The organism is Tsukamurella sp. DT100, assembly GCF_049844855.1.
Classification (GTDB): Bacteria; Actinomycetota; Actinomycetes; order Mycobacteriales; family Mycobacteriaceae; genus Tsukamurella.
The window spans coordinates 401,074-425,898 of the sequence record NZ_JBNCLV010000001.1; the positions used below are offsets into that span (position 1 = coordinate 401,074).

The window sequence follows — 24,825 nt, forward strand, 5'->3', positions numbered from 1 at the left end:
GCGCAGGTGCCATCTCAGCTCGGCGTGACCGCAGATCCCCCCTCGCCCGTCCGGATCTCCCCGGCGGCCCGGACCTGGGCGGGAGTGCTCCCGGTCCACTGCGCGAAGGCGCGCCGGAAGTCGCGGGCATCGGCGAAGCCGACGGCCTCGGCGACCGCCCGCATCGGCAGGTCCGTGGTCCGCAGCAGCGTCTCGGCACGCTCACGCCGGACCCGGGCGTGGATCGACCGGAAGGACTCGCCCGCCTCCGTGAGGCTCCGGCGCAGCGTCCGCTCGGTGGTGTTCAGCTGTCGGGCGACGCCGGCCATCGTGAACGGGCGGCGCAGGTCGGAGCGGAGCAGCTGCTCGACGGCCCACACGTGGTCGAGGTCGCGCGCCTCCGCCCTCGTCCCGGTGAGCGCGCGGCAGGCCGCCAGCGCGGCGGCGTGCACCGCCGGCTCGCGTCGGGGCAGCGGCGTGCCGAGCAGGCTCCGCGGCACCGTCATCCGCCCGGACGGGGCGTCGAACCGAACGGGGCAGCCGAAGGAGCGCGGGTACTCGGCGGCGTACGGCGGCGCGGGATACGGCAGCTCGACCAGTACGGGCGACCAGCGCTCGTCCCCGAGCGCGGAGCGCAGCAGCGTCGTGACGCTGAGCAGAGTCTCCTCGCAGAGGAAGGGCAGCAGGTCCGGGTCCGCGGAGCGCGGCACCACGGCGAGGCGGAGGGCGTCGCCGTCGGCGTCCACGTCGAAGTCCACGAGGCTGCCCGCCGCCTGGTGGTACTGCAGGCCGACGGCGACGGCGCCCTCGAGATCATCGGCGGTCTGCACCGCCACCCCGAGCATCCCGAAGGACTGCAGCAGCGGGCGGGCGCCCGCCTCGAACCCGAGGGGACGATCGGGTAGCGCGTGCACCACCTCGGTCAGGAACCGCACGACCTGTGGATGGGTGAGCTCGAGGTCGACCGCGGAATCAGCCGGGCGGATCCCCGCACGCGCCGCCCACGCCGCCACCGGGTGCCCCTCCCGCCCCAGCGCCCCCATCAGGTGCGCGACGACGGGCGCGGGCATCGCGACCGCGTAACCGGCCGCCCCGGGCGGCGGCGCGCCCCAGAGTCCCAGGCGTAACATCCGTACAGGCAAGCACACCCGCCGCCCCGACGAGAGGAAACCCCTTGAGCACGCCGTTCACCGGACCCGCCATCACGCTGACCGACGATCTCGCGGCGGCGACCGACGCGCTCGTCGTGGGCGTGTACTCCGCGGAGGGCGACGGGCCGATCACGCTCGACGCCGGCGTCCCGGCGGCCGCGCGCGGACCGGTCGCGGAGGCGCTCGCACTCCTCGGCGCCGAGGGCAAGGCCGGCGAGACCGTCCGGATCGCCACGCCGGCCGGGACCGGCCTGGGCGCGGCGACGGTGCTGGGCGTGGGCCTGGGCACCGAGGCCGCGGTGACCCCGGAGGCGGTGCGCCGCGCCGCGGGCGTCGCGAGCCGCGCGCTCGAGGGCGTCGCCGCGGCCGCGACGACCCTCTCCTCGATCGACCTGGCGGCCACCGTCGAGGGCGGCATCCTCGGCGCGTACCGGTACGCCGAGTTCCGCACCACCTCCGCGCCGAAGAAGGAGACGCTCGGCGCGCTCGCGGTCCTCTCGACCCCCGCGTCGGACGCACTCGCGGACGAGGCGCGCGGCACCGTCGAGCAGGCCCGGCTGACGGCCGGCGCGGTGGCGCTGGCCCGCGACTTCGTCAACACCCCGCCGAACGTCCTCTCCCCCGGCGAGTTCGCCGACCGCGCCCAGCGGCTCGGCACCGCGGCCGGGCTGGAGGTCGAGGTCTTCGACGAGGAGTACCTGGACGCGAACGGCTACGGCGGCATCGTCGGGGTCGGCAAGGGCAGCTCGCGCCCGCCGCGCCTCGTGCGCCTGCGCCACGTCTCGGGCGTCGACGGTGCCAAACACGTCGCGCTGGTCGGCAAGGGCATCACCTTCGACACCGGCGGCATCTCCATCAAGCCGGCCGCGGGCATGGAGCAGATGACCTCCGACATGGGCGGCGCCGCGGCGGTCATCGCCACCGTGATCCTGGCCGCGCAGCTCGGCCTGCCGGTCGACGTGACCGCGACGGTGCCGATGGCCGAGAACATGCCCTCGCACACCGCGCAGCGCCCCGGCGACGTGCTCACCCAGTACCCCGGCCCCGAGAAGGGCGGCATCACCGTCGAGGTGATCAACACCGACGCCGAGGGCCGCCTGATCCTGGCCGACGCCATCGTCCGCGCCTGCGAGGACGAGCCCGACTACCTCATCGACACCGCGACGCTGACGGGCGCGCAGATGGTCGCGCTCGGCACCCGCACGCCCGGCGTCATGGGCACCGACGACTTCCGCGACCGCGTCGCGGAGCTCTCCCGCTCCGTCGGCGAGAACGGGTGGGCGATGCCCTTCCCGGAGGAGCTGCGTGCCGACATCAACTCGCGCGTCGCGGATCTGGCGAACGTGAGCCCCAACCGGTGGGGCGGCATGCTCACCGCCGGGGTGTACCTCAAGGAGTTCGTGGCCGACGGGGTGCAGTGGGCGCACGTCGATGTCGCGGGTCCGGCGTTCAACACCGGCGGTCCCTTCGGCTACATCACCAAGGGTGGTACGGGCGTCCCGGTCCGCACGATGCTCGCGGTGCTCCGCGACATCGCGCAGCGGGGCTGACGTCCCGCCCCCTGGGAGTTACCGGCGAGTAAGCCCCCAACCGCCGCGCGGATCCGACCCCTGAGGGTAGGGTCAGGTGTCGGTGGAGGCCACCAGCCGAAGCCCGCGTTCAGCTCGTATCACAGCAGATAACCGAACCTGAGGAGTCAGAGGAAATGGCCTTCTCCGTCCAGATGCCGGCACTCGGCGAGAGCGTCACCGAAGGCACCGTCACCCGGTGGCTCAAGCAGGAGGGCGACACGATCACCGTCGACGAGCCCCTGCTCGAGGTCTCGACCGACAAGGTCGACACCGAGATCCCGGCTCCGGCTTCGGGTGTGCTGCTGAAGATCCTGGCGCAGGAGGACGACGTCGTCGAGGTCGGTGGCGATCTCGCCACCATCGGCGAGGCGGGCGAGTCCGCCCCCGCGGAGTCCACCCCTGCCCCCGCCGCCGAGCCCGAGCCGGCCCCCGCGGCCGCCGCTCCGGCCGAGCCCGCCGCTCCTGCGGCTCCGGCGGCGCCCGCGGCTCCCGCCGCGCCCGCGTCGGGCACCGAGGTGACGATGCCCGAGCTGGGCGAGTCCGTCACCGAGGGCACGGTCACCCGCTGGCTCAAGAGCGTCGGCGATGAGATCGCCGTCGACGAGCCGCTGCTCGAGGTGTCCACCGACAAGGTCGACACGGAGATCCCGTCGCCGGTCGCCGGCACGCTGCTGGAGATCAAGGCGAACGAGGACGACGTGATCGCCGTCGGCGGCGTGCTCGCCGTCGTCGGCTCCGGCGCCCCCGCGGCGCCGGCCGCGCCCGCCGCACCGGCACCGGCCCCCGAGCCCGCCCCGGCTCCGGCCGCCCCCGCGGCCCCGGCGCCCGCGCCGACCCCCGCTCCTGCTGCGGCCGCTCCTGCCGCCCCGGCTGCTCCGGCCGCCCCCGCGGCGCCCGCCGCCCCGGCCGCGTCGTCGTCGGATTCGACGCCGTACGTCACCCCGCTGGTGCGCAAGCTGGCCGCGGAGAACAACGTGGACCTGAACGCGGTCAAGGGCACCGGCGTCGGTGGCCGCATCCGCAAGCAGGACGTGCTCGCCGCGGCCGAGGCCGCCAAGGCCCCCGCCGCTCCGGCTGCCGCCGCCGCCCCCGCGGCCGCCGCGGCTCCGGCGCCGTCGGCCCCGAAGGGCGCCCGCCCCGAGCTGGCGGCGCTCCGCGGCACCTCGCAGAAGACCAACCGCATCCGCCAGATCACGGCGAAGGTCACCCGGGAGTCGCTGCAGGGTTCCGCGCAGCTCACCCAGGTCTTCGAGGTCGACTTCTCCAAGATCGTGGCGCTGCGCGCGCAGGCGAAGGCCGCGTTCAAGGCGAACGAGGGCGTCAACCTCACCTACCTGCCCTTCATCGCGAAGGCGGTCATCGAGGCGCTCAAGGTGCACCCGAACGTCAACGCGTCGATCAGCGACGATTTCAAGGAGATCACCTACCACGGTGTGGTGAACCTGGGCATCGCCGTCGACACCCCGCAGGGCCTGCTCTCGCCGGTGATCAAGAACGCCGACGACCTGTCGCTGGCCGGCCTGGCCCGCGCGATCGTCGACCTCGCGGAGCGCACCCGCAACAGCGGCCTCAAGCCCGACGAGCTGTCCGGCGGCACCTTCACCATCACCAACATCGGCAGCGAGGGCGCGCTCTTCGACACCCCGATCCTGGTCCCGCCGCAGGCGGCGATGCTGGGCACCGGCGCGATCGTCAAGCGCCCGGTGGTGGTCAAGGACGCCGCGGGCACCGAGTCCATCGGCATCCACCCGATGGCCTTCCTCCCGCTGACCTACGACCACCGCCTCATCGACGGTGCCGACGCGGGCCGCTTCCTCACGACGGTCAAGCACCGTCTCGAGGAGGGCGCGTTCGAGGCGGATCTGGGCCTGTAAACCCGGAACCACCCGATCTCATGGAACGACGGGTCGCCCTCGCCGGATCGTCGGGGCTCATCGGCACTGCGGTGTCGCGAGCGCTGACGCGGCGGGGCGACACCGTCGTTCCGCTCGTTCGGGGCGATGCCGCACGCGGGCTCCCGTGGGACCCGGCGCGCGGCGAGGTCCCCGACCTGGCCGGCTTCGACGCAGTGATCGTGCTGAACGGCTCCCCCATCGCGGGCCGCCGCTGGACCGGCGCGGTGAAACAGGACCTGCGCGACTCCCGCATCGAGGGGTCCGCCGCGCTCGCCGACGCGGCCGCGCGCGCACGCGTGCCGGTGTTCCTGGGCGCGAGCGCGATCGGCGTCTACGGCGACGCGGGCGAGACGGAGTGCCTCGACGGACCGGACGGCACCCCGCCGGGTTCGGGTTTCCTCGCGAGCCTGTGCGTCGAGTGGGAGGCCGCCGCGGCCCCCGCCCGTGCCGCCGGGGTCACGGTGGCGCACCTGCGCTTCGGTCACGTCCTCTCCGCGGCCGCCGGTCTCCTGCCCGTGCTGCGTCGCGTCTACCGGCTCGGATTGGGCGGCCGGCTCGGCAGCGGCCACCAGTGGATGTCGTGGATCTCGCGCGACGACGCCGCCCGCGCCGTCCTGCACGTGCTCGACGGTGCCCTCGCCGGCACGATTTCCGGGCCCGTCAACGTCGTCGCGCCGGCGCCCGTGCGGCAGCAGGCCTTCAGCGAGGCGCTCGGCCGCGAGGTGCACCGCCCCGCACGCTGGGTGGTGCCCCGGATCGCCCTGCGCACCGCAGTCGGCGAGATCGCCGACGAGGGCCTGCTCACGTCGCAGCGCGCGGTCCCGCGCGTGCTCCACGAGAGCGGATTCCGGTTCGCGCACACCACACTTCCCGCCGCACTCGCCGCGGCGATGGTGGACGAGGCGTAGCGTCGAGGCCATGCCCGCACGCTCCGCCCGCGCCGATTCCGCCCCGATCCTGGTCGAGGACCTCGGCACCATCGGCTACCAGGAGGCCTTCGACCTCCAGCACGACCTCGCGAACCAGCGCGCCGACGGCGCCATCGGCGACCGGATGCTCCTCCTCGAGCACCCGCCCACGTTCACCGCGGGCAAGCGCACGGAGCCGCAGGACCTGCCGACGGACGGCAGCACCGTCATCGACGTGGACCGCGGCGGCAAGATCACCTGGCACGGCCCGGGGCAGCTCGTCGGCTACCCGATCATCAAGCTCGGCTCCGCGATGGACGTGGTCGACTACGTCCGCCGGATCGAACAGGCGCTCATCGAGGTCTGCCGCGGCCTCGGGCTCGCGGTCGGCCGCGTCGAGGGCCGCTCGGGCGTCTGGTTCCCCGCCGACGGTGCGCGCCCCGAGCGCAAGGTGGCCGCCATCGGCATCCGGGTGGCGCGCGGCGTGACCCTGCACGGCTTCGCCCTCAACTGCGACAACACGCTCGGCGGCTTCGACGCGATCATCCCCTGCGGCATCCCCGACGCGGGCGTGACCACGCTGAGCTCCGAGCTGGGCCGCGACGTCACCGTCGGCGAGGTGCGCGACGCCGTCGTCGACGCCGTCCAGCGCGCGCTCGACGGCGACCTCCCCGTCACCGACGAGACCCTGCACGCCGCCGATCACGCCTGATCGGCCGGGTCCTCCTCCACTCCGTCCCGGACGCCCTTCGCCCACGTCTTGGCCCACAGCTCCAGCGGCCCCAGGGCGATGAGCAGCGCCTTGCCCTGATAGCTGAGGCGGTAGGCGCCGTCGGACGTCTGCGTCACGATGTGCGCCGCCGTGAGTTCCGAGAGCCGCTGCGAGAGCGTGCTCGACGAGATGCCCTCGATCTCGTTGCGCAGGTCGGAGAACCGCGACTTCCCGAACCGCAGCTCCCACACGATCCGCAGCGCCCACCGCCGGCCGAACAGGTCCAGCGCGGCCATCATCGGCCGCCCGGTGTCCGACCCGCGGACCGGCCGCCCGGGTAGCGGTCGGTCGACGTCCCCGTCATTGTGACCCATGTCACTCCCCCTGCCGCTCTGCGTCGGAACCCACACCGAGAGGCTCTAGGCGCGCCTCGTCGATAGAGATACGGTTCACACCTATCAGTCTAGTTCGATTTTTGGACCACGCCCGGATCTCCTCCGGCGGACCGGAAGGTGACCGTGATCGACGCCCATAGTAATTCCGCCGCGAAGCAGCCCTTCTTCGCGCGGCTCGGCCGGCTCTGCGTGCGCTACGCCGCCTGGATCCTGCTGTTCTGGGTCGCCCTCGCCGGCGTCCTCAACGTCGCCGTGCCGCAGCTCGAGGTCACGGTCCACAAGCACTCCGCGCCGTTCATACCGGGCGACCTGCCCGGCGTCGACGGGCTGCGGGCCATGGCCGAGGAGTTCGGCACCCCGTCGTCGACGGCGCAGGGCAACGTCATCGTCGCCGCCGAGGGGAGGATCGGCCCCGAGCAGGAGCAGTACTACCGCGCGCTCACCGCGGCTCTCGAGGCCGACAAGGAGCACGTCGCGTACGTCATCGACACCTTCGGCAAGCCGGCCGCACGCGAGGTGGGCCTGAGCCCCGACGGCAAGGCCATCAACCTGCTCGTGGCCGAGGTGGGCGACATCGGTTCCACCCGGGCGCAGTCGAGCACCGAGGCGATCCGGGCGACGATCCGCTCGATCCCGGCGCCGGCGGGCACGACCGTGGAGTTCACGGGCACCGCGCCGACCCTGTCGGACCTGTTCACCGCGATCGACGCGTCGCTGCTGGTGATCACCGCGGTCTCGGTGGTGCTCATCATGGCGCTGCTGCTCATCACCTACCGGTCGATCGGCGCGGCGATGGTGCCGCTGCTGACCATCGGGCTCTCGCTCGCGGTGTCGCGACCCATCGTCTCGCTGCTGGGCGAGCACGAGGTCATCCCCGTGTCCAACTTCTCCATCGCGATCATGACGGCGATGGTGCTGGGCGCCGCGACCGACTACGCGATCTTCGCCGTCGCCGGGTACCACGAGGCGCGCCGCGCCGGAATCCCGTCCGACGAGGCCGCGGTCGCCGCGTCGACCCGCGTCGGGCGCATCATCGTCGCCTCCGCCCTCACGATCGCTGTGGCGAGCGGCGCCATGATCTTCTGCAAGGTCGGCATCTTCGTGACCGCCGGGCTGCCCACGACGATCTCCATCATCGTCACCTGCCTCATCGCGCTCACCCTGCCGCCCGCGCTGCTGCGCTTCCTGGGCGCGCGCGGCTGGGTCGAGCCGCGGCCCGGCACGGAGAAGCGGTGGCGCCGCACGGGCGCGAAGGTGATGCGCCGCGCCGTGCCGCTGTCCGCCGCCGCGCTCGTGGTGCTGGTCGCCGCCGCGGCGGTACTGCCGAGCATGGTGATCGGCTTCGACGAGAACCGGATGCAGCTGCGGGCCACGGATTCCCGCAACGGCTACGAGACGGTGCAGGAGCACTGGGGCGTCAACGAGGCGGTGCCCGAGTTCCTGCTCATCCGCGCCGATCACGACATGCGCAACACCCACGACCTGGCGGCGCTCGAGGCCATCGCGATCGGGGTGTCGAACCTCCCGCAGGTGGCCTACGTCCGGTCGATCACCCGGCCCGACGGGAAGCCGATCCCCGAGTCGGCGGTCGGCTACCAGACGCAGCAGGTGGCGAACGGCCTCGGCGACGCGAACCGCCAGCTCAAGGAGGCCTCGCCGCAGCTCAAGGCGCTCGCCTCCGGCGTCGATCAGCTCAACGCCGGCGCGAGCGAGGCGTCGCGCCGGGTCCCGGAGCTCGTCGCCGGCACGCAGCGCGTGACCGGGCTGGCGTCGGGCGTGCTCGACGCGCTGACCTCCGCGCAGCAGGCGCTGGCGACCGCGAGCGGCGGCACCGTCGACGTGAACGCCGCGACCGCCCTGCTGCGCAGCGCCGTATCCACCCTGACCACCGCCGCCGACGCGGTACGCACCGCACAGCGGCAGAACGCCGGGATCGGCGACGTGTTCGGCCCGCTGGTCGGCCCGGCCTCCCCGGCCTGCACCGCCGACGCGAACTGCGTCGCGGCGCGCCAGGCCTTCGCGCAGCTCGATCGCGCCACCTCCGGGCGGGCGTCGACGGCAGTGCGCGCGGCCACCGTCGTACTGCCCGCCGGCACGACGGATCGCGCGGCGACCGCGCTCGCCCAGGCCGACGACGCCCTCGCCCGCCTGCAGGGGCTCCTCACGGGTCTCGGCGGGCTCAGCCCGGAACAGGTCAAGGGGCAGCTCGCCGAGCTCAACGCGGGCGTCACCCAGCTGTCCACCGGCCTCTCCCAGCTCAGCACGGGTCTCGGTCAGGTCAAGACCGGCACCGATCAGGTCGTGGAGATGACGGGCCGCCTCCAGGAGGGGCTGGGTACCGCCACCGACTACCTCACCGGGCTCAGCGCCGGCACCACGAACGGCCCGGGCCGCGGCTTCTACCTGCCCGCGCAGGGGCTGCAGTCGGACCGCTTCGTCGACGGCTCGCGGGTGCTCATGTCGCCCGACGGCCGGTCGGCCCGCATGCTCGTGGTGTGGGGCATCAACCCGTATTCGGACGAGGCGCTCAACACCGCCGCGTCGATCCCCGACGCCGCGCGCGCTGCAGCGAAGGGCACCGTGCTCGAGCCCGCGACGATGGACGGCTTCGGCCTGGCGTCGATCTCGGCGCAGATGCGCGAGCAGGTGCTGCGCGACTTCCTGCTCTTCGGCCTGGTCGCCGTGATCGGCGTCTTCCTCGTTCTCCTGGTGCTGCTCCGCGCGGTGATCGCGGCGGCCCTCATGGTCGCCACCGTGGTGCTGTCCTTCGCCGCCGCGGCGGGCGCGTCGGTGCTGCTCTGGCAGCACGGGCTGGGGATCCCCGTCGACTGGTCGGTGCTGCCCATCGCCTTCATGGCGCTGGTCGCGGTGGGCGCGGACTACAGCATGCTGTTCGCGGACCGCATCCGCGAGGAGGCCGCCGGGGATTCGACGGTCCGCGGCGTGCTCCGCGCGTTCGGCACCACGGGCAGCGTGATCACCACGGCCGGACTGGTCTTCGCGATCACGATGTTCGCGCTGATGAGCGGCAGCGTCATCAACCTGCTGCAGATCGGATCGACGATCGGCATCGGCCTGCTGATCGACATCGTGGTGGTCCGCACTGTGTTCGTGCCGGCGGCGATCACCGCGCTCGGCGACCGGGTGTGGTGGCCGTCGAAGCCCTGAGCGACCCGCCCCGCGCCCGCTACCCGCGGGCCGGGGCGTCGCCGAGCCGCACCGAGGCGAAGCACAGCAGCGCGGCCGCCACCGCGAACGCCGTCGCCGCGGCGGCGAACCACGGGCCACCCACCGCGAGCGCGCCCAGCACCGACGTGCCCGTCGCGACCCCGGCGTTCGTGCAGGCGTTGTTCCAGCCCAGCACGGCGGCGCGGTTGTCGGGGTCGGCGGACGAGAGGTAGGTCTGCTGCGCGGAGAAGAAGGCGCCGCCACCCGCGCACCACACCGCGACGGCCGCGATGACCACCGCCGGGACGGTCGCCGTCGTGGCGACCGCGACCCCCGCGGCGACGACCAGGGCCGCCCCGGCCGGGACCCACGCCGGGTGCACGCCGCGCCGGGCCAGCCGGTCGACGAGCACACCCGTGCTGACGGACCCGGCCATCGAGCCGATCCCGACCACGAGGCCCACCAGGCCGAGGGCGGTGAGGCCGTACCCGAACCGCTGGGAGAGCAGGACACCGACGTAGGTGTACGCGCCGAGCCGCCCGGCCTGGAGGAGCAGCGACGACGAGAAGGCCAGCGCGATCCGCCGATCCCGCCAGGGCGCGAACAGGCCGCCCCGATCGGGGCCGGGAGCGGACGGGCCCGCGGACGGCAGGCGCAGGGCCGTCACCGCGGCCACCACCAGCATCGGCACGCCGATCAGCAGGTACGGCGCGCGCCAGCCGAGCGCCGTCGCCAGGAGCGCGCCCAGCGGGACGCCCAGGACCTGGCCGCCGGCGTACGCGGCGGCGCCCAGCGAGACCGCCCGGCCGCGCTGGGCGGGCGCGGCGTACTCGGCCAGGTACGCCCAGATCGACGGTGCGCCGAGCGCCGCGCCGAGGCCGGAGAGCGCACGCGCCGCGACGAGCAGCTCCAGCGACGGCGCGAGGTAGCTGAGGACGTCCGCCACGGCGAAGACCGCCATCCCGGCGGCGATCGCGTGCCGCCGTGCGAGCCGGTCCGAGAGCCGGCCGAAGAGGGGCCCGGTGACGGCGTAGCAGAGGACGTAGGCGGTGACGACGTTGCCCGCCGCGCCGGTCGACGCGTCGAAGGCCCGGGCGATGTCCGGCAGCAGCGGCGCGACGAGGTTCATCTCCGCGCCCATGAGGAAGAACACCAGGTAGAGCACGACGAACGTGCCCCACGGGGTCCGCCCCTGCGCCATCGCCACACCTCCTGCCCGAGTCAGATTAGATGGTCGAACAATCAAGGGCGACGGGCCGTGACCCGCGCCACCGTCGGACCGCGGGACCGGGCGTAGCATGGACCGAGTGAGTACCCCGGAGAACCCCCGCAAGCTACTCCGCCTCGAGGTCCGTAACGCACAGACCCCGATCGAGCGCAAGCCGAACTGGATCCGCACGCGCGCGAAGATGGGCCCTGAATTCACCGAGCTCAAGGGCCTCGTCAAGCGTGAGGGCCTCCACACGGTGTGCGAGGAGGCGGGCTGCCCCAACATCTACGAGTGCTGGGAGGACCGCGAGGCCACCTTCCTCATCGGCGGTGAGCAGTGCACCCGTCGCTGCGACTTCTGCCAGATCGACACGGGCAAACCCGCGGAGTTGGATCGGGACGAGCCGCGCCGCGTCGCCGAGTCGGTGCAGGCGATGGGCCTGCGCTACTCCACCATCACGGGCGTCGCCCGCGACGACCTGCCCGACGAGGGCGTCTGGCTGTACGCGGAGACGGTGCGCCAGATCCACGCGCTGAACCCGAACACGGGCGTCGAGAACCTGATCCCCGATTTCCACGCCAAGCCGGAGCTGCTGGCCGAGGTCTTCGAGTCGCGCCCCGAGGTGCTGGCCCACAACCTGGAGACGGTGCCGCGCATCTTCAAGCGCATCCGCCCGGCGTTCCGGTACGACCGCTCGCTCGACGTGATCCGCCAGGCCCGCGACTTCGGCCTGGTCACCAAGTCGAACCTCATCCTCGGCATGGGCGAGACCCCCGAGGAGGTGACGGAGGCGATGCGCGACCTGCACGACGCGGGCTGCGACATCATCACCATCACGCAGTACCTGCGCCCGTCGCCGCGGCACCACCCCGTGGAGCGGTGGGTCAAGCCGGAGGAGTTCGTCGAGCACACCGCGGCCGCCGAGGAGATGGGCTTCGCCGGCGTCATGGCCGGACCGCTGGTGCGCTCGTCGTACCGCGCGGGCAAGCTCTACGCGAAGGCGATGGCGCACCACGGCCGGCCCATCCCGGAGAACATGGCGCACCTGACCGCCGAGGGTGACGCGGCGCAGGAGGCCACCTCGGTGCTGAGCCGGATGGCCGCCGCCGCGAAGTAGCGGTTCGGCGTGAAGTAATCGCACATTAAGCTGGGAGACATGGCACAGGACAAGGCAGCCGCCGACAAGCTCAAGGCGCAGAAGGCCGAGGCGAAGCGCGCCCGCAGGGCCGCTTCGAAGGACCGCCGCAAGCAGATGTGGCAGGCGTTCCAGATGCAGCGCAAGGAAGACAAGGCGCTGGTACCGATCATGGTCGGCGTCTTCGTCGCGGCCGTGGCGCTCTCTCTGGTGATCGGCTACTTCGCCGGCACGTGGTGGATGTTCCTCATCCTCGGCGTGCTGCTGGGCGCGCTCGGCGCGTTCATCGTCTTCACCCGCCGCCTCGAGCGCAGCGTGTACACCAAGAACGAGGGCCAGGTCGGCGCTGCCGGCTGGGCGCTCGACAACATGCGGGGTTCGTGGCGCGTGACGCAGGCCGTCGCCCGCACCACCCACGCCGACGCGGTGCACCGCGTGATCGGCAAGCCCGGCGTGATCCTCGTGGCCGAGGGCAACGAGGGCCGGATCAAGGGCCTGCTCGCGCAGGAGAAGAAGAAGACGGCCCGCGTCGTGGGCCAGACCCCGATCTACGAGTTCACCGTGGGCAACGAGGAGGGACAGGTCCCGCTGCGGAAGCTGCAGCGCTCCCTGAACAAGCTCCCGTCGAACATCAACGGCAAGAAGATCGACGAGCTCGAGGGCCGCCTCGCGGCGCTCTCCACCCGCACGGGTGGCGCGCAGATGCCGCGCGGCCCGCTGCCGCAGGGCGCCAAGATGCGCAGCGTGCAGCGCACCGTCCGGCGCAAGACCGGCTCGAACTGATCCGCCCCTCAGGGCCCGCCACGGCGGGCCCTGAGTCGTCAGCGGGGCCCGGGACTCAGCGGGCCTTGACGAGGATCGTGCCGGTGGCGCGGTCGTGCATGCCGCGGCCGTCCACGTCCTGGATCAGCGGCGGCACGATGAAGACGATGAGCAGGTTGCGCGCCAGCGCGCGGACGAAGCCCACCCGCATCTGCGGGTTCTCGATCCGCGCGACGCGAAGCCCGGCGAAGTACTGGCCGGGCGTGAAGCCGAAGAGAGTCACGGACAGCACGCCGACGGCGAACCAGATGCCCAGCGCGAGCGTGTCGAAGGCGGTGGGCTCGCCCGCGAAGACGCGGCTCGGCCCCACGATCGCCACCGCGATCAGCGCGGACGGCACCCAATCGAGGAACAGCCCCAGTACGCGGCGGCCCGATCCCGCCGCGGACCCGGCACCGTCGCGCGGCAGGCCGAGGGCCTGCCCGCGGTAGTCCCCGTGGGAACCCTCCGGCAGGGCCGCGGAGGCTCCGGACAGCCATGATCCCGTTTCTCGACGCATGCACTCAGGGTACGTGGGGTCCGATTCGGCGGCCTTCCGGACGGCCCTCGATGTGTAACACCGATGAAACATTGCGTTAGTTCTCGGGCAACACCTCGTCCATACCGTTCATTCTCGTAACCTCGGTGGTGGTGCGAACGGTACGACCGCGACCGTCACCGCCGGACGACGAAGGAGCCAGTAACAGGTGTTCACTACCAAAGAGGAACTTCTCGACTACCTGAAGAAGGAGAACGTCGAGTACGTCGACATCCGCTTCTGCGATCTGCCCGGCACGATGCAGCACTTCAGCATCCCCGCCTCGGCGTTCGACGAGAGCGTCTTCGAGGACGGCCTGGCCTTCGACGGTTCGTCGATCCGCGGCTTCCAGTCGATCGACGAGTCGGACATGATGCTGCTGCCCGACGTCACCACGGCGCGCATCGACCCCTTCCGTGCGGCGAAGACCCTGAACATCTCGTTCTTCGTGCACGACCCGTTCACCCGCGAGGCCTACAGCCGCGACCCGCGCAACATCGCGCGTAAGGCGGAGGAGTACCTCCAGAGCACCGGCATCGCCGACACCTGCTTCTTCGGTGCCGAGGCCGAGTTCTACATCTTCGACTCGGTCTCCTTCGACTCGACCATCAACGGCTCGTTCTACGAGGTCGACTCGATCTCGGGCTCCTGGAACACCGGCCGCGCGGTCGAGGAGGACGGCTCCCCGAACCTCGGCTACAAGGTCAAGACCAAGGGCGGCTACTTCCCCGTCGCGCCGTACGACCACTACGTGGACCTGCGCGACAAGATCTCGACCAACCTGCAGAACGCCGGCTTCACGCTCGAGCGCGGCCACCACGAGGTGGGCACCGGCGGCCAGGCCGAGATCAACTACAAGTTCGACACGCTGCTGCACGCGGCCGACGACGTCCAGCTCTTCAAGTACATCGTGAAGAACACCGCGTGGCAGGAGGGCAAGACCGTCACGTTCATGCCGAAGCCGCTGTTCGGTGACAACGGCTCGGGCATGCACGCCCACCAGTCGCTGTGGAAGGACGGCAAGCCGCTGTTCTACGACGAGGCCGGCTACGGCGGCCTGTCGGACCTGGCGCGCTGGTACATCGGCGGCATCCTGCACCACGCCCCGTCGCTGCTCGCGTTCACCAACCCGACGATCAACTCGTACAAGCGCCTGGTGCCGGGCTACGAGGCTCCGATCAACCTGGTGTACAGCCAGCGCAACCGCTCGGCGTGCGTCCGTATCCCGATCACGGGCAACAACCCCAAGGCCAAGCGCATCGAGTTCCGTTGCCCCGATTCCTCGGGCAACCCGTACCTGGCCTTCGCCGCCATGATGATGGCGGGCCTCGACGGCATCAAGAACAAGATCGAGCCGCACGCCCCCGTCGACAAGGACCTCTACGAGCTGCCGCCCGAGGAGGCCAAGGGCATCCCGCAGGCCCCCACGCAGCTCGCGGACGTGATCGACCGTCTCGAGGAGGACCACGAGTACCTCACCGCCGGTGGCGTCTTCACCGAGGACCTCATCGAGGAGTGGATCTCCTACAAGCGTGAGAACGAGATCGCGCCGGTCAACCTGCGCCCGCACCCGTACGAGTTCCAGCTCTACTACGACGTGTGATCGACTGAGCTCCACCCGGTTCGGCCCCGCACCTGCTCCAGGTGCGGGGCCGAGCCCGTTCCGAGGCGGGGGTGGTGCGGCTACGCTGAACCGGTGACGTTGCAGGTGATCGCGCAGGACTTCATCCCACTCGACGCCGTCGACGAGGTGCGGCCCCTGATCGACGAGCTCGTCCGCCTCACCCGGCGGGAACCGCTCTGCATCAGCTACGACCTGTTCGTCGACCGCCAGGACGCCGGTCACTTCGTCTACATCGAGACCTGGCCCGACCAGGACGCCCTCGACGCGCACTGCGCCTCCGAGCACTTTCGCAGGCTCGTCCCGCAGATCGACGCCCACCGCCGGCAGGACGGCACCGCCCTCCTCATGGACCGGCTCGCCTGACGCTCGACGCCGGCTCGGAAACGGCCCCGTCGAATCCGCCACGACGCGCGTATCGTCGGTGGAGAACAGGAGGCGACGATGTTCGAGACGAAGCTCAAGGGGAACGACGTGGTCGACCGGTCGGGCGCCGGTTCCGGCCCGGCGCGCCCGCAGATCAGCACGACGCTGCCCGACGGCGAGGTGCTCGTCATCCCCACCGCGGACATGAGCCGGCAGCACGACGCCGAGCGACTCGGGCGCAGCTCCGCCCGCCCCGATCCGTCCTAGCCCTCACCCGGGGAGGGCCGCCAGAACCTGGTCCGCGAGTTCACCCGGACCGAGCCGATCGGAGCGCAGGATCAGGGTTCCCTCGGGCTGCCGGGCCGCGGCGTCGGGCTCGAGGCGGCTGAAGGCCCACTCCTCCGCCCCGGGCGGCACCTCGCCCTCGGGGGCGCGACTCAGCAACCGGTCCCGCTGTACCGCGAGGTCCAGATCCAGGAAGACGTGCAGGATCTCCTCCCCCGCGGCGGCCAGCTCGCCCAGGATCTCCTCGCGGTAGTCGTCGCGCACGAGCGCCATCGGGACGATCAGGACCTCCGCGTGGTGTCGGCGCAGCGCCAGCGCGGTGTGCACAACCAGTTCGCGCCAACTGGCCAGGTCTTGGAAGTCCTCGTTCCGCGGCACCCACCGCCACAGGGTGATGCCCAGTTCCTCGGGGTCGAAGACGACCGCCTCGGGCAGCCGACGGTGCAACTCCCCCGCCAGGGTCGTCTTGCCGGCACCGAAACCGCCGTTGAGCCAGATGATCACGACTCCACGGTAGCGGGAGGCGCGCCGCGAACCCGTTCCTCAGACATACGGGTACAACCGCGCCGCCAGCGCCGTCTTCCGCGCGACATTGGCCCGACGGTCCGCTTCCGGAAAGCCTCCGGCATCGGGTCGGGCCGGCACGGGCGAGTCGTCGTGGACGACGGTCCACCGCGACCCGGCGTCGACCAGTGAGCCGTGCTTGATGTCGTAGTACTCCCGCTTGGGCACCACCGCGACGCCGCTGTCGCCCGCGGCGGCGGCAAGGAGGTGCGGGTGGAACCGGGAGCTGATCCAGGTGCGCCCCTCGCCGACGGGCAGCCCCGCGCGCCAGACGTCGAGGAACGGGATGATCCGCGCACCGTCGATCCTGTCCCCCAACAGCTTCGGGACGGTGTAGTCGTGGCCGGGGATGCCCTCGACGACGGTGACCCGGTCGCCCGGCACGTCCCACGCGTCGAGCACCTCGCGAGCGAGGGCCGCCAGCGCCGGCGCACCGACCAGGCCGCCCCGGACGAAGCCCTCGGACAGGTCCTCCTGCATGCACAGCACCACCCCACCGGGCCGCGCCGGAATCGCTGGCGCTCGACCGAATCCCGATGCGGCGCCGGATCGTCCCGCGGCGGTGCCCAGCCCGAGCCAGACGTCGTCGCCGGTCAGCGACGCGCCCGGCACGTCGCGCAGTGCCGCATAGGACGGGCGGTCCCGCACGTCGAACACCGCGAACGCCGCGGCGTCCGCGAGGAACCGGTCGAGGTCGGCACCGTCGGGCAGCGGGAGCAGACCGAGCCCCGATGCGTAGGCCGCCGCGCCGGTGCGCGCCGTGACGGCGGCGACCGCCGAGATCACCGGGAACCACTGGGGCCACTGCCGGTTCACGTATCCACCGCCGATGACGTGGATGCTGGAGGCGCGCAGCAGATGGTCGACGCCCTCGGCCAGGCCGGGGGCGATCCGCAGGTCGGTGGCGGCGCTCGCGACCCAGTCCTGCGCGGCGGTGCCCTCCTGCAGGTCCGGGTTCTCGTCGGCGGCGCGCGCGAGCCGCCACAGCGTGTCCACGAAGACGGCGCGGGGATGGTCGCCGGCGAACAGCAACGCGGCCTCGCCCACGTGGGCGACGTCCACCACGACCGTGGCCGTGGGCCTGACCCTGGCCAGGTAGCGCAGCCAGATCCGCAGCACCAGTTCGTCGCCCAGGTTGGGATGCCCGGCGACTCCGATGAGGTAGATGATCTCGCCGCGCCCGACGCCGCCGAGGAGCCGCTCCGCGGCGCCCACGGCCCGCCGCGCGGCGCCGTCCAGACGCGCGATCCGCACCAGCTCCGCCACCGTCCCGCGCGTACCCACGGCCACACGCTACCCAAGGGGAGTCCCGGATCCGGTCGGTCCGCCTGGGACGCTGCTGAGAACCTCCGGCGAGGCGGTAGGTTCGAGACCATGCGTGCCTCCCGTTCGACCCTCGCCGTCGCCTCCGTCGTCCTCGCGGCGGCGTCCCTGACCGCCTGCAGCACGCCGGAGGCCTCCGCGGCCTGCCCCACGGGCGCCCCGAGCACGGCGAACTCCCCCGACTGGACCTACCAGGGACAGACCGGCTCCATCGTGGTCACCGGGCCCTCGGACACCGCGTCCCCACAGATCACCGTCGAGAAGCCCTTCTCCGTCGAGCAGACGCACGTCCAGGCCTTCAACCCGCCCGGCGACGGCGCCGTCGTCGGCGACACCGCGACGGTCTCGGTCTGCTACCTCGGTGTGAACGGCCGCACCGGCGAGCGCTTCGACAGCACCTACGACCGCGGCAAGCCCGCCTCGTTCTCGCTGGACGGCGTGATCCCCGGCTTCAAGAAGGCCATCGCGGGCCAGAAGGTCGGCACCTCGGTGGGCGTGGCGATCGCGCCCGCCGACGGCTACGTGACGGGACAGCCCTCCGCCGGCATCCAGGCGGGCGACACGCTGATCTTCGCGATCAAGATCCTCTCCGCGAACTGAGCGGTGGACATCCGCACCAGCCCCGCTCTCGGGCCGCCCATACGTGCGCTCAACTGGTTCAACGCCCGGCATCCTTTCAGCCACAACGACCATTTCCACGGATGGATCCTGCGCAACCTGCCCACGCACCGCGGGCGGGCCCTCGACGTCGGTTGTGGCGAGGGACTCCTCGCGGAGCGCTTGGCGAGGCGATTCCGCGCCGTCGACGCCGCGGACGCCGATGCCGGGATGCGCGCGACCACCGCCGAGCGGGGCGTCGAGAACGTCCGGGTCCTCGACGGGTTCGACGCAGCGGAGGGACCGTACGACCTGGTGACCATGATCGCCACCCTGCACCACCTGGACCTGGAGTCGACGCTGGCCCGGTGCGCGGACCTGCTCGCTCCGGGCGGTCGACTGTCGGTCGTGGGACTGGCTCGGCCCGAGACGATCGCGGACGCACTGTGGGTCAGCCGGTCCGCGCTGGCCAATCCCGTCATGGGCTTCCTCCGGCACCCCATCCCCGTCGCCGAACCTTCCCCGCGCCCGACGTTCCCGACCCGCGACCCCCAGGAGTCCTTCGACGAGGTCGCAGCCGCGGCGTCCGCGATACTGCCGGGTGCGGTCCTGCACCGACGGGTGCCTTTCCGGTTCACACTCGCCTGGCGAGCCCCCTGACGGATCTCAGGGATTCACCGGAGGTGCTGCCCGCGCGTCGCGGCAAGACTGGGAGCACACCGATCCCTGGAGGCGTCATGCGGAAGCTGTCCATCGTCGTCGGAGCCGTGGTGCTCCTCCCCCTCGCGGCGCTGGCCGTGATCCTCGCGGGCATCCGGTTCCGGATCCGCCCCGTCCTGAACGTCGTGCGTCGGATCAACCGGGACTTCACGAACCCGCGCGCGGTCCACGACGCCGAATCGCCCGACTCGACCCGCACCGTGGTGCGGCACGTCGGGCGGCGCAGCGGCACGGCCTACGAGACGCCGGTCGACGCGTTCGCGACCGACCGCGGCACGCTCGTCATCGCGCTGCCCTACGGGCCGGACACCGACTGGGTGCGCAACATCCGCGCGGCCGGCACCGTCGACCTCCTGCGGCAGGGCGCGACGCTGAGCGCGACGGAGCCCCGCGTCGTCGCGACGACCGATGTCATCGACGAGATCCCGGCGGGCGCGCGCCGCACCCTGCGGCTGTTCGGCGTGGAGAACTGCCTGGAACTGACCGTGGCCTGATCGCCGGCCGGCGGCTCAGCCCACCCGGGCGAGCAGCGCCCGGTGATCCGCCCCGGGCACCTCGTGACCGGTGACCTCGGCCGCCCCGAGCCCGCGCAGCAGCACGTGATCGATCCCCACCACGGGCGGGTAGACCTTGTCCGTCGGGTACGTCGGCAGCCAGCCGGCGCCCGCGAGTTGCCCCGCGTCGCGGTAGCCGCCGGTGAGCAGGCTGCGGAAGCGCACGTGGTCGTAGGTGGCGTTGTAGTCGCCGAGGGCCACGACGGGACGGCCCTCGGGCACGCCCTGCAGCAGAGCACCGATCCGGCGCAGCTCGGAGTCCCAGGTCTCGGGGTCCAGGGGCGGCATCGGGTGCAGCGCGAACAACTGCACGTCGCCGCGGCCGGGGACGGTGGCGACGGCGGTCAGCGCGTTCATGACGAAGCCGGGGACGGTGCCGGTGCTCTTGAGGGGGTGACGGCTGTAGAGCGCGGTCCCGTCGGCCAGAGCGGCGGGCCGGACGATCGAGTGCGGCAGGTCCGTGGCGATGCTCGACGCGGCGATCCGCCGGGCGGCGTCGTCCGTCACCTCGAGCACGGCGAGCACGTCGACGCGGTTCTCGCGGACCAGTGTCGCGAGCGCGTCCACGTCGCCCGCACCCACCTGGATGTTCGCGCTGAGCACGGTGAGCGTCGGGCCGGCGGGCGCCGGCTCACCCCGCCACAGCGGCGCCTGCACCCAGATCCCGGCCGCCACCACGGCCACCGCCAGCACGAGGCGCAGCAGCGCGCGGACGTACAGCAGACACACCAGGGCGATCGCGACGCAGGCGACCCAGAGCACCGGCGAGACCGCGGCGGCGGCCACCGTGATCTTGTCGGTGCCGGGCCAGAAGTGCAGCACGAGCGCCAGGAGCGCGCCGAGCAGGGCCGCGGTGCCGACGATGCTCGCCGCCATCCGGAAGAAGATCCTCATGCGGACATCCTGCCCGCTGCGGCGCTATTCGCCCCAGAAGACCCGGTCGACCACGGCGCGCCCGCGCCGCGTGGTGCGCAGGTAGTCGTCGAGGTAGTCCAGCGAGCTGCCCCGCCACCCGGCCACGTAGGCCACGTTGGAGAGCACTGCGCCGGGGCCCGGCAGCTGGTCGACGGGCTTGCCGCGCACCAGGAACAGGGCGTTGCGAGCGCGGGTGGCGGTGAGCCACGCCGCCCGCAGCAGCTCGACGTCGCTCGCCGGGAGCAGCTCGTTCGCCTCGATCGCGTCGAGCGATTCGAGCGTCGAGGTGTTGCGCAGCGCGGGAACGGCACTGGCGTGCCGCAGTTGCTCCAGCTGGACCGTCCACTCGACGTCGGAGAGCCCGCCGCGGCCCAGCTTGGTGTGCGTCGCGGGGTCCGCGCCGCGGGGCAGCCGCTCGGAGTCGACGCGGGCCTTGATGCGCCGCAGCTCGTTGACCGTCGCGGGCGAGACGCCGCCCTCGGGGTACCGGGTCTCGTCCACCATGTGCAGGAATTCACGGGCGATGCCCTCGTCGCCGGCGACGTGGGTGGCGCGCAGGAGCGCCTGCACCTCCCAGGGCTGCGCCCACTGCTGGTAGTACGCCCGGTACGCGGCCAGGGTCCGCACGACCGGCCCGTTGCGGCCCTCGGGGCGCAGGCCCGTGTCGACCTCGAGGCCCGGGTCCACCGACGGTGCGCCGAGCCGGGTCCGCACCGCATCGGCGACGTGGTTCGCCCACCGCACCGCGTCGGAGTCCTCGTAGCCATCGTTGGGCACGCACACGAAGAGCACGTCGGCGTCGGAGCCGTAACCGATCTCGTGTCCGCCGAGCCGCCCCATGCCGATGACCGCGATCCGCGCCGGCGCGCCGGGCTGGTAGGCGCTGCGGCTGGACTCGCGCTCGACCACGGACGTCGCGACCTCGGAGACGAGCGCGGCGTCGAGGGCGGCACCCCAGACCGACGACAGCGCCGCACACACCTCGGGCACCGTCATCATGCCGAGGATGTCCGCCGAGGCGACGCGGGCGATCTCGCTGCGCCGCATGGCTCGCGCCACCGCGATCGCCCGATCGCGGTGCGGTGCACGGCTCACCGCCGCGAGCATGCCGTCGTAGACCGACTTCGGCGAGGGCTCCGTGAGCTTCGGTCCTGCGGCGCCGTCCGCGTAGAGCCGGATCACGTCGGGCGAGCGGCCCAGCAGCTCCGCGACGAAGGTCGATGAGCCCAGCACCGTCATGAGCCGCTGCGCGACCACCGACTCGTCGCGCAGCACGCGCAGGTACCACTCGACGTCGCGCAGGTCCTCGGAGAGCTTGCGGTAGTTCAGCAGGCCGGCGTCGGGATTCGGGGTCTCGCTGAGCCATTCGAGGAGGGTGGGCAGCAGGATGGTCTGGATCCGGCCGCGCCGCGACGAGTCGGCCATGGCCTTCAGGTGCGCCAGGGCGTGCTGCGGCTGGAGGAAGCCGAGCGCCGCCAGTCGCGCGACGATCGCGTCGTCGCTCAGGCTCACCGCGTCCGCGTCGAGGTTCGCGATCGAGTCCAGCAGCGGGCGGTAGAAGAGTTTGGTGTGCAGCCGGCGCACCCGCGCCGACTGCCGCTTGAGCTCCGCCCGCAGCACCCCGGCCGCGTCGCGGTCCCCGTCGGGCCGGATGTGCGCGGCGCGGGCCAGCCAGCGCCACGCCTCCTCGTGGTCGGTCGGCGGCAACAGGTGCGTGCGCTCCATCCGGCGCAGCTGCAGCCGGTGCTCCAGGGTGCGCAGGAACTCGTACGACGCCGTGAAGTTCGCGCCGTCGTCGCGGCCCACGTAGCCGCCGACGGTGAGCGCCTCCAGGGCGTCGACGGTGCTCCGCTCCCGCAGGGTCTCGTCGGTGCGGCCGTGCACCAGTTGCAGCAGCTGGACGGCGAACTCGACGTCGCGCAGGCCGCCGCGGCCCAGCTTCAGTTCGCGCTCGCGGAGGTCGGGGGCGATGTTCTCCTCGACGCGGCGGCGCATCTCCTGCACGTCCTGCACGAAGTCCTCGCGCTCGGCGGCCTCCCACACCATGGGGCTGAGCGCGCCCAGGTACTCGTGGCCCAGCCCCAGGTCGCCGGTCTGGGGGCGGGCCTTGAGGAGCGCCTGGAACTCCCACGTCTTCGCCCACCGCTTGTAGTACGCCACATGGGAATCCAGCGTGCGGGTGAGGCTGCCCGCCTTGCCCTCCGGGCGGAGCGCCGCGTCCACGTCGAAGAAGGCCGCGGAGCCGATCCGCATCATCTCCCCGGCGAGCCGCGCGGAGGCGCCGTCGGCGGGCTCGGCGACGAAGATCACGTCCACGTCGGAGACGTAGTTCAGTTCCCTTGCGCCGCACTTGCCCATCGCGACCACGGCGAGGCGGCCCTCCGGGTCGGCGTCGGGGTGGACGGTCGCGACGGCGACCGCCAGCGCGGCGGTGAGGGCGGCGTCGGCGAGATCGGCGAGGTGCGCGCCCACGATCGCGAAGGGCAGGGTGGGCTCGTTCTCCACCAGCTCTGCCAGGTCCCGCGCCGCGAGCACCATCACTAGGTCCCGGTAGCCGTCGCGCAGCGCGGCGATCGCGGCGCCGCCGGTGACCGCGGCGCGGTAGAGCAGGTCGTCGTCGCGGCGTCCCGGGACCTTCACCGCGTCGACGGTGGCGAGCATCGCGGCGATCAGGTCGTCGCGCGAGCGCAGCGGCGCCGTGTCGCGCAGCAGGCGCCACGACGCGGGGTGACTGATGAGGTGGTCTCCCAGGGCGTCGGACGCGCCGAGCAGCCCGAACAGCCGGCCGCGAAAGGTGGTGTCGCCGCGGATCAGGCCGTCGATCTCCGCCCAGTCGGCGGCCGCGGACTCCCGCAGGCGCACCAGGGCGCGCAGCGTCCAGTCCGGGTCGGCCGCGCGGGAGAGCGCCCACAGGACGTCGGCGCTCTCGGCGTTCGCCCACCCCAGGGACTCGAGGTTCGGCTCGGCGTTCGGCTCGAGCAGGCCCAGCCGGCCCGCACTCGGGCGGCGGACCTCGCGGTTCGTGGGCGGCACCGTCGGCCCCGCCCTACAGGGAGAGGAAGCGGTCGAGCTCGAACGGCGTGACCACCGCGCGGTAGTCGTTCCACTCCGACCACTTGTTGCGCAGGAAGTACTCGAAGACGTGCTCCCCCAGCGTCTCCGCGACCAGCTCGCTCTTCTCCATGAGCACGAGCGCGTCGTCCAGGCTGGCGGGCAGGTCCTTGAAGCCCATGGACCGGCGCTCCCGCGCCGTCATCTGCCGCACGTCGTCCTCGGCGGCCTCGGGCAGCTCGTAGCCGCCCTTGATCCCCGCGAGCCCGGCCGCGCACAGGACCGCGAAGGCCAGGTACGGATTGCACGCCGAATCGGGCGAGCGCACCTCGATGCGGCGGCTGCTCGCCTTGTTCGGCGTGTACAGGGGCACTCGGACCATCGCGGACCGGTTGGCGGCGCCCCAGGTGGCCGCGGTCGGCGCCTCGTCGCCGGTGACCAGGCGCTTGTAGGAGTTGACCCACTGGTTGGTGACGGCGGAGATCTCGGGCGCGTGGTGCAGGATGCCCGCGATGAACGCCTTGCCGGTGGCGGAGAGCTGCAGCTCGTCGTCGGGGTCGTGGAAGGCGTTGGAGTCGCCCTCGAAGAGGCTCATGTGGGTGTGCATGCCCGAGCCCGGGTGGGTCGAGAAGGGCTTCGGCATGAAAGAGGCCTTCACGCCCTCGGTCATCGCGACCTCCTTGACCAGGTAACGGAAGGTCATCACGTTGTCGGCCATGGAGAGGGCGTCCGCGTAGCGCAGATCGATCTCCTGCTGGCCGGGCCCCGCCTCGTGGTGGCTGAACTCGACGGAGATCCCCATCGCCTCGAGCGCTTCGATCGCCTTGCGCCGGAAGTTCGGCGCCGACTCGTGGACGGCCTGGTCGAAGTAGCCGCCGTTGTCGGCGGGGATCGGCATCCCGTGCGGCCCCGACTCCTTGCTCAGGAGGTAGAACTCGATCTCCGGGTGCACGTAGCAGGAGAAGCCGAGGTCGGCGGCGCGGTTGAGCTGGCGCCGCAGCACGTGTCGGCTGTCGCCCCAGGACGGCGTCCCGTCGGGCATCGCGATGTCGCAGAACATCCGGACGGAGTGCATCTCCCCGTCGCCGCTGGTCCAGGGCAGCACCTGGAAGGTCGACGGGTCGGGCTTGGCGACGGTGTCCGCCTCCGAGACCCGCGAGAAGCCCTCGATGGAGCTGCCGTCGAAGCCGATCCCCTCCGTGAACGCGCCCTCCAGCTCCGCGGGCGCGATCGCCACGGACTTGAGGAAGCCGAGGACGTCGGTGAACCACAGCCGCACGAAGCGGATGTCCCGTTCCTCGATGGTGCGAAGCACGAACTCCTGCTGCCGGTCCATGGCTCGACCCTAGGCGAGGAGGTGTTAACG

General features: G+C 72.3%; 22 protein-coding genes. 13 read left to right on the top strand and 9 right to left on the bottom strand.

Annotation, left to right across the window (positions count from 1 at the left end):
- Window positions 1–14: 14 nt before the first annotated feature.
- A complete protein-coding gene (locus ACLQ3K_RS01925) occupies window positions 15–1,109 on the bottom strand; it encodes an AraC family transcriptional regulator (protein ID WP_425996564.1) in 1,095 nt (364 codons plus the stop codon).
- 44 nt (window positions 1,110–1,153) lie between these two features.
- On the opposite strand from ACLQ3K_RS01925, the gene ACLQ3K_RS01930 reads away from it, so the two are divergent.
- From ACLQ3K_RS01930 to lipB, 4 genes are all read left to right on the top strand, one after another.
- Entirely contained in the window at window positions 1,154–2,680 is a 1,527-nt protein-coding gene (locus ACLQ3K_RS01930) for a leucyl aminopeptidase (RefSeq protein WP_425996566.1), read from the top strand.
- A gap of 155 nt (window positions 2,681–2,835) precedes the next feature.
- Window positions 2,836–4,575 carry a 2-oxoglutarate dehydrogenase, E2 component, dihydrolipoamide succinyltransferase gene (gene sucB, locus ACLQ3K_RS01935; protein ID WP_425996568.1) on the top strand — a complete coding sequence of 580 codons (1,740 nt, stop codon included), beginning with the start codon at window positions 2,836–2,838 and terminating at the stop codon, window positions 4,573–4,575.
- A 20-nt stretch (window positions 4,576–4,595) separates the two neighbouring features.
- On the top strand, window positions 4,596–5,504 hold the full coding sequence (locus ACLQ3K_RS01940; RefSeq protein WP_425996570.1) for a TIGR01777 family oxidoreductase: 909 nt from the start codon (window positions 4,596–4,598) through the stop codon (window positions 5,502–5,504).
- A gap of 10 nt (window positions 5,505–5,514) precedes the next feature.
- Window positions 5,515–6,216: a lipoyl(octanoyl) transferase LipB gene (gene lipB / locus ACLQ3K_RS01945; protein ID WP_336671424.1), complete on the top strand. Its 702-nt coding sequence runs from the start codon at window positions 5,515–5,517 to the stop codon at window positions 6,214–6,216.
- Here lipB and ACLQ3K_RS01950 read toward each other — a convergent pair.
- On the bottom strand, window positions 6,207–6,590 hold the full coding sequence (locus ACLQ3K_RS01950; protein ID WP_336671425.1) for a helix-turn-helix domain-containing protein: 384 nt from the start codon (window positions 6,588–6,590) through the stop codon (window positions 6,207–6,209). The genes lipB and ACLQ3K_RS01950 overlap by 10 nt on opposite strands.
- Window positions 6,591–6,728: 138 nt before the next feature.
- On the opposite strand from ACLQ3K_RS01950, the gene ACLQ3K_RS01955 reads away from it, so the two are divergent.
- Window positions 6,729–9,779, top strand: a complete 3,051-nt coding sequence (locus tag ACLQ3K_RS01955) for an MMPL family transporter (RefSeq protein WP_425996573.1) — start codon at window positions 6,729–6,731, stop codon at window positions 9,777–9,779.
- Window positions 9,780–9,798: 19 nt separating this feature from the next.
- On the opposite strand, the gene ACLQ3K_RS01960 is transcribed toward ACLQ3K_RS01955, so the two are convergent.
- Window positions 9,799–10,980 (bottom strand): MFS transporter, encoded by a 1,182-nt coding sequence (locus ACLQ3K_RS01960; protein ID WP_425996575.1) that lies wholly within the window; start codon window positions 10,978–10,980, stop codon window positions 9,799–9,801.
- Between the two features lie 97 nt (window positions 10,981–11,077).
- Here ACLQ3K_RS01960 and lipA point away from each other — a divergent pair, with 97 nt between their 5' ends.
- Both lipA and ACLQ3K_RS01970 read left to right on the top strand, forming a co-directional pair.
- The gene (gene lipA / locus ACLQ3K_RS01965) at window positions 11,078–12,106 is read left to right on the top strand and encodes a lipoyl synthase (protein ID WP_259144332.1); all 1,029 of its coding nucleotides are present in this window, start codon (window positions 11,078–11,080) and stop codon (window positions 12,104–12,106) included.
- Between the two features lie 39 nt (window positions 12,107–12,145).
- Window positions 12,146–12,907: a DUF4191 domain-containing protein gene (locus ACLQ3K_RS01970; protein ID WP_336671429.1), complete on the top strand. Its 762-nt coding sequence runs from the start codon at window positions 12,146–12,148 to the stop codon at window positions 12,905–12,907.
- Between the two features lie 55 nt (window positions 12,908–12,962).
- Here the strand turns inward: ACLQ3K_RS01970 and ACLQ3K_RS01975 are convergent, their stop codons facing one another.
- Complete coding sequence (locus tag ACLQ3K_RS01975; RefSeq protein ID WP_425996578.1) at window positions 12,963–13,445, bottom strand: RDD family protein; 483 nt, start codon at window positions 13,443–13,445, stop codon at window positions 12,963–12,965.
- Between the two features lie 187 nt (window positions 13,446–13,632).
- On the opposite strand from ACLQ3K_RS01975, the gene glnA (ACLQ3K_RS01980) reads away from it, so the two are divergent.
- The 3 genes from glnA (ACLQ3K_RS01980) (at window position 13,633) to ACLQ3K_RS01990 (ending at window position 15,717) form a co-directional block, all read left to right on the top strand.
- Entirely contained in the window at window positions 13,633–15,066 is a 1,434-nt protein-coding gene (glnA, locus tag ACLQ3K_RS01980; protein ID WP_336671431.1) for a type I glutamate--ammonia ligase, read from the top strand.
- 93 nt (window positions 15,067–15,159) lie between these two features.
- The gene (locus ACLQ3K_RS01985) at window positions 15,160–15,450 is read left to right on the top strand and encodes a putative quinol monooxygenase (protein WP_425996580.1); all 291 of its coding nucleotides are present in this window, start codon (window positions 15,160–15,162) and stop codon (window positions 15,448–15,450) included.
- A 78-nt stretch (window positions 15,451–15,528) separates the two neighbouring features.
- Window positions 15,529–15,717: a hypothetical protein gene (locus ACLQ3K_RS01990; RefSeq protein ID WP_425996582.1), complete on the top strand. Its 189-nt coding sequence runs from the start codon at window positions 15,529–15,531 to the stop codon at window positions 15,715–15,717.
- A 3-nt stretch (window positions 15,718–15,720) separates the two neighbouring features.
- On the opposite strand, the gene ACLQ3K_RS01995 is transcribed toward ACLQ3K_RS01990, so the two are convergent.
- Both ACLQ3K_RS01995 and ACLQ3K_RS02000 read right to left on the bottom strand, forming a co-directional pair.
- A complete protein-coding gene (locus ACLQ3K_RS01995; protein WP_425996584.1) occupies window positions 15,721–16,239 on the bottom strand; it encodes an AAA family ATPase in 519 nt (172 codons plus the stop codon).
- A 39-nt stretch (window positions 16,240–16,278) separates the two neighbouring features.
- Complete coding sequence (locus ACLQ3K_RS02000) at window positions 16,279–17,583, bottom strand: polysaccharide pyruvyl transferase family protein (protein WP_425996586.1); 1,305 nt, start codon at window positions 17,581–17,583, stop codon at window positions 16,279–16,281.
- Window positions 17,584–17,673: 90 nt separating this feature from the next.
- Between ACLQ3K_RS02000 and ACLQ3K_RS02005 the strand changes: the two genes are divergently transcribed.
- The 3 genes from ACLQ3K_RS02005 to ACLQ3K_RS02015 all read left to right on the top strand — a co-directional run bounded on the left by ACLQ3K_RS02005 (window position 17,674) and on the right by ACLQ3K_RS02015 (window position 19,433).
- Window positions 17,674–18,222 (top strand): FKBP-type peptidyl-prolyl cis-trans isomerase, encoded by a 549-nt coding sequence (locus ACLQ3K_RS02005; protein ID WP_224647625.1) that lies wholly within the window; start codon window positions 17,674–17,676, stop codon window positions 18,220–18,222.
- 3 nt (window positions 18,223–18,225) lie between these two features.
- Window positions 18,226–18,879, top strand: coding sequence for a class I SAM-dependent methyltransferase (locus ACLQ3K_RS02010; RefSeq protein WP_425996588.1), 654 nt, complete (start codon window positions 18,226–18,228; stop codon window positions 18,877–18,879).
- 77 nt (window positions 18,880–18,956) lie between these two features.
- Window positions 18,957–19,433, top strand: coding sequence for a nitroreductase family deazaflavin-dependent oxidoreductase (locus tag ACLQ3K_RS02015; protein ID WP_425996590.1), 477 nt, complete (start codon window positions 18,957–18,959; stop codon window positions 19,431–19,433).
- Window positions 19,434–19,448: 15 nt separating this feature from the next.
- Here ACLQ3K_RS02015 and ACLQ3K_RS02020 read toward each other — a convergent pair whose 3' ends face one another.
- The 3 genes from ACLQ3K_RS02020 to glnA (ACLQ3K_RS02030) are packed head-to-tail and all read right to left on the bottom strand — an operon-like array spanning window position 19,449 to window position 24,795.
- Window positions 19,449–20,387 carry an endonuclease/exonuclease/phosphatase family protein gene (locus ACLQ3K_RS02020; RefSeq protein WP_224647628.1) on the bottom strand — a complete coding sequence of 313 codons (939 nt, stop codon included), beginning with the start codon at window positions 20,385–20,387 and terminating at the stop codon, window positions 19,449–19,451.
- A gap of 24 nt (window positions 20,388–20,411) precedes the next feature.
- Window positions 20,412–23,441, bottom strand: coding sequence for a bifunctional [glutamine synthetase] adenylyltransferase/[glutamine synthetase]-adenylyl-L-tyrosine phosphorylase (locus ACLQ3K_RS02025; RefSeq protein WP_425996593.1), 3,030 nt, complete (start codon window positions 23,439–23,441; stop codon window positions 20,412–20,414).
- Window positions 23,442–23,454: 13 nt separating this feature from the next.
- Entirely contained in the window at window positions 23,455–24,795 is a 1,341-nt protein-coding gene (gene glnA / locus ACLQ3K_RS02030) for a type I glutamate--ammonia ligase (RefSeq protein WP_425996595.1), read from the bottom strand.
- Window positions 24,796–24,825 lie beyond the last annotated feature (30 nt).

Coding starts and splice junctions, on each gene's coding strand:
- ACLQ3K_RS01925 (WP_425996564.1), bottom strand. CDS start 1,109: ATGTTACGCCTGGGACTCTGGGGCGCGCCGCCGCCCGGGGCGGCCGGT.
- sucB (WP_425996568.1), top strand. CDS start 2,836: ATGGCCTTCTCCGTCCAGATGCCGGCACTCGGCGAGAGCGTCACCGAA.
- ACLQ3K_RS01940 (WP_425996570.1), top strand. CDS start 4,596: ATGGAACGACGGGTCGCCCTCGCCGGATCGTCGGGGCTCATCGGCACT.
- lipB (WP_336671424.1), top strand. CDS start 5,515: ATGCCCGCACGCTCCGCCCGCGCCGATTCCGCCCCGATCCTGGTCGAG.
- ACLQ3K_RS01950 (WP_336671425.1), bottom strand. CDS start 6,590: ATGGGTCACAATGACGGGGACGTCGACCGACCGCTACCCGGGCGGCCG.
- ACLQ3K_RS01960 (WP_425996575.1), bottom strand. CDS start 10,980: ATGGCGCAGGGGCGGACCCCGTGGGGCACGTTCGTCGTGCTCTACCTG.
- lipA (WP_259144332.1), top strand. CDS start 11,078: ATGGACCGAGTGAGTACCCCGGAGAACCCCCGCAAGCTACTCCGCCTC.
- ACLQ3K_RS01970 (WP_336671429.1), top strand. CDS start 12,146: ATGGCACAGGACAAGGCAGCCGCCGACAAGCTCAAGGCGCAGAAGGCC.
- ACLQ3K_RS01975 (WP_425996578.1), bottom strand. CDS start 13,445: ATGCGTCGAGAAACGGGATCATGGCTGTCCGGAGCCTCCGCGGCCCTG.
- ACLQ3K_RS01990 (WP_425996582.1), top strand. CDS start 15,529: ATGTTCGAGACGAAGCTCAAGGGGAACGACGTGGTCGACCGGTCGGGC.
- ACLQ3K_RS02005 (WP_224647625.1), top strand. CDS start 17,674: ATGCGTGCCTCCCGTTCGACCCTCGCCGTCGCCTCCGTCGTCCTCGCG.
- ACLQ3K_RS02015 (WP_425996590.1), top strand. CDS start 18,957: ATGCGGAAGCTGTCCATCGTCGTCGGAGCCGTGGTGCTCCTCCCCCTC.
- ACLQ3K_RS02020 (WP_224647628.1), bottom strand. CDS start 20,387: ATGAGGATCTTCTTCCGGATGGCGGCGAGCATCGTCGGCACCGCGGCC.
- glnA (WP_425996595.1), bottom strand. CDS start 24,795: ATGGACCGGCAGCAGGAGTTCGTGCTTCGCACCATCGAGGAACGGGAC.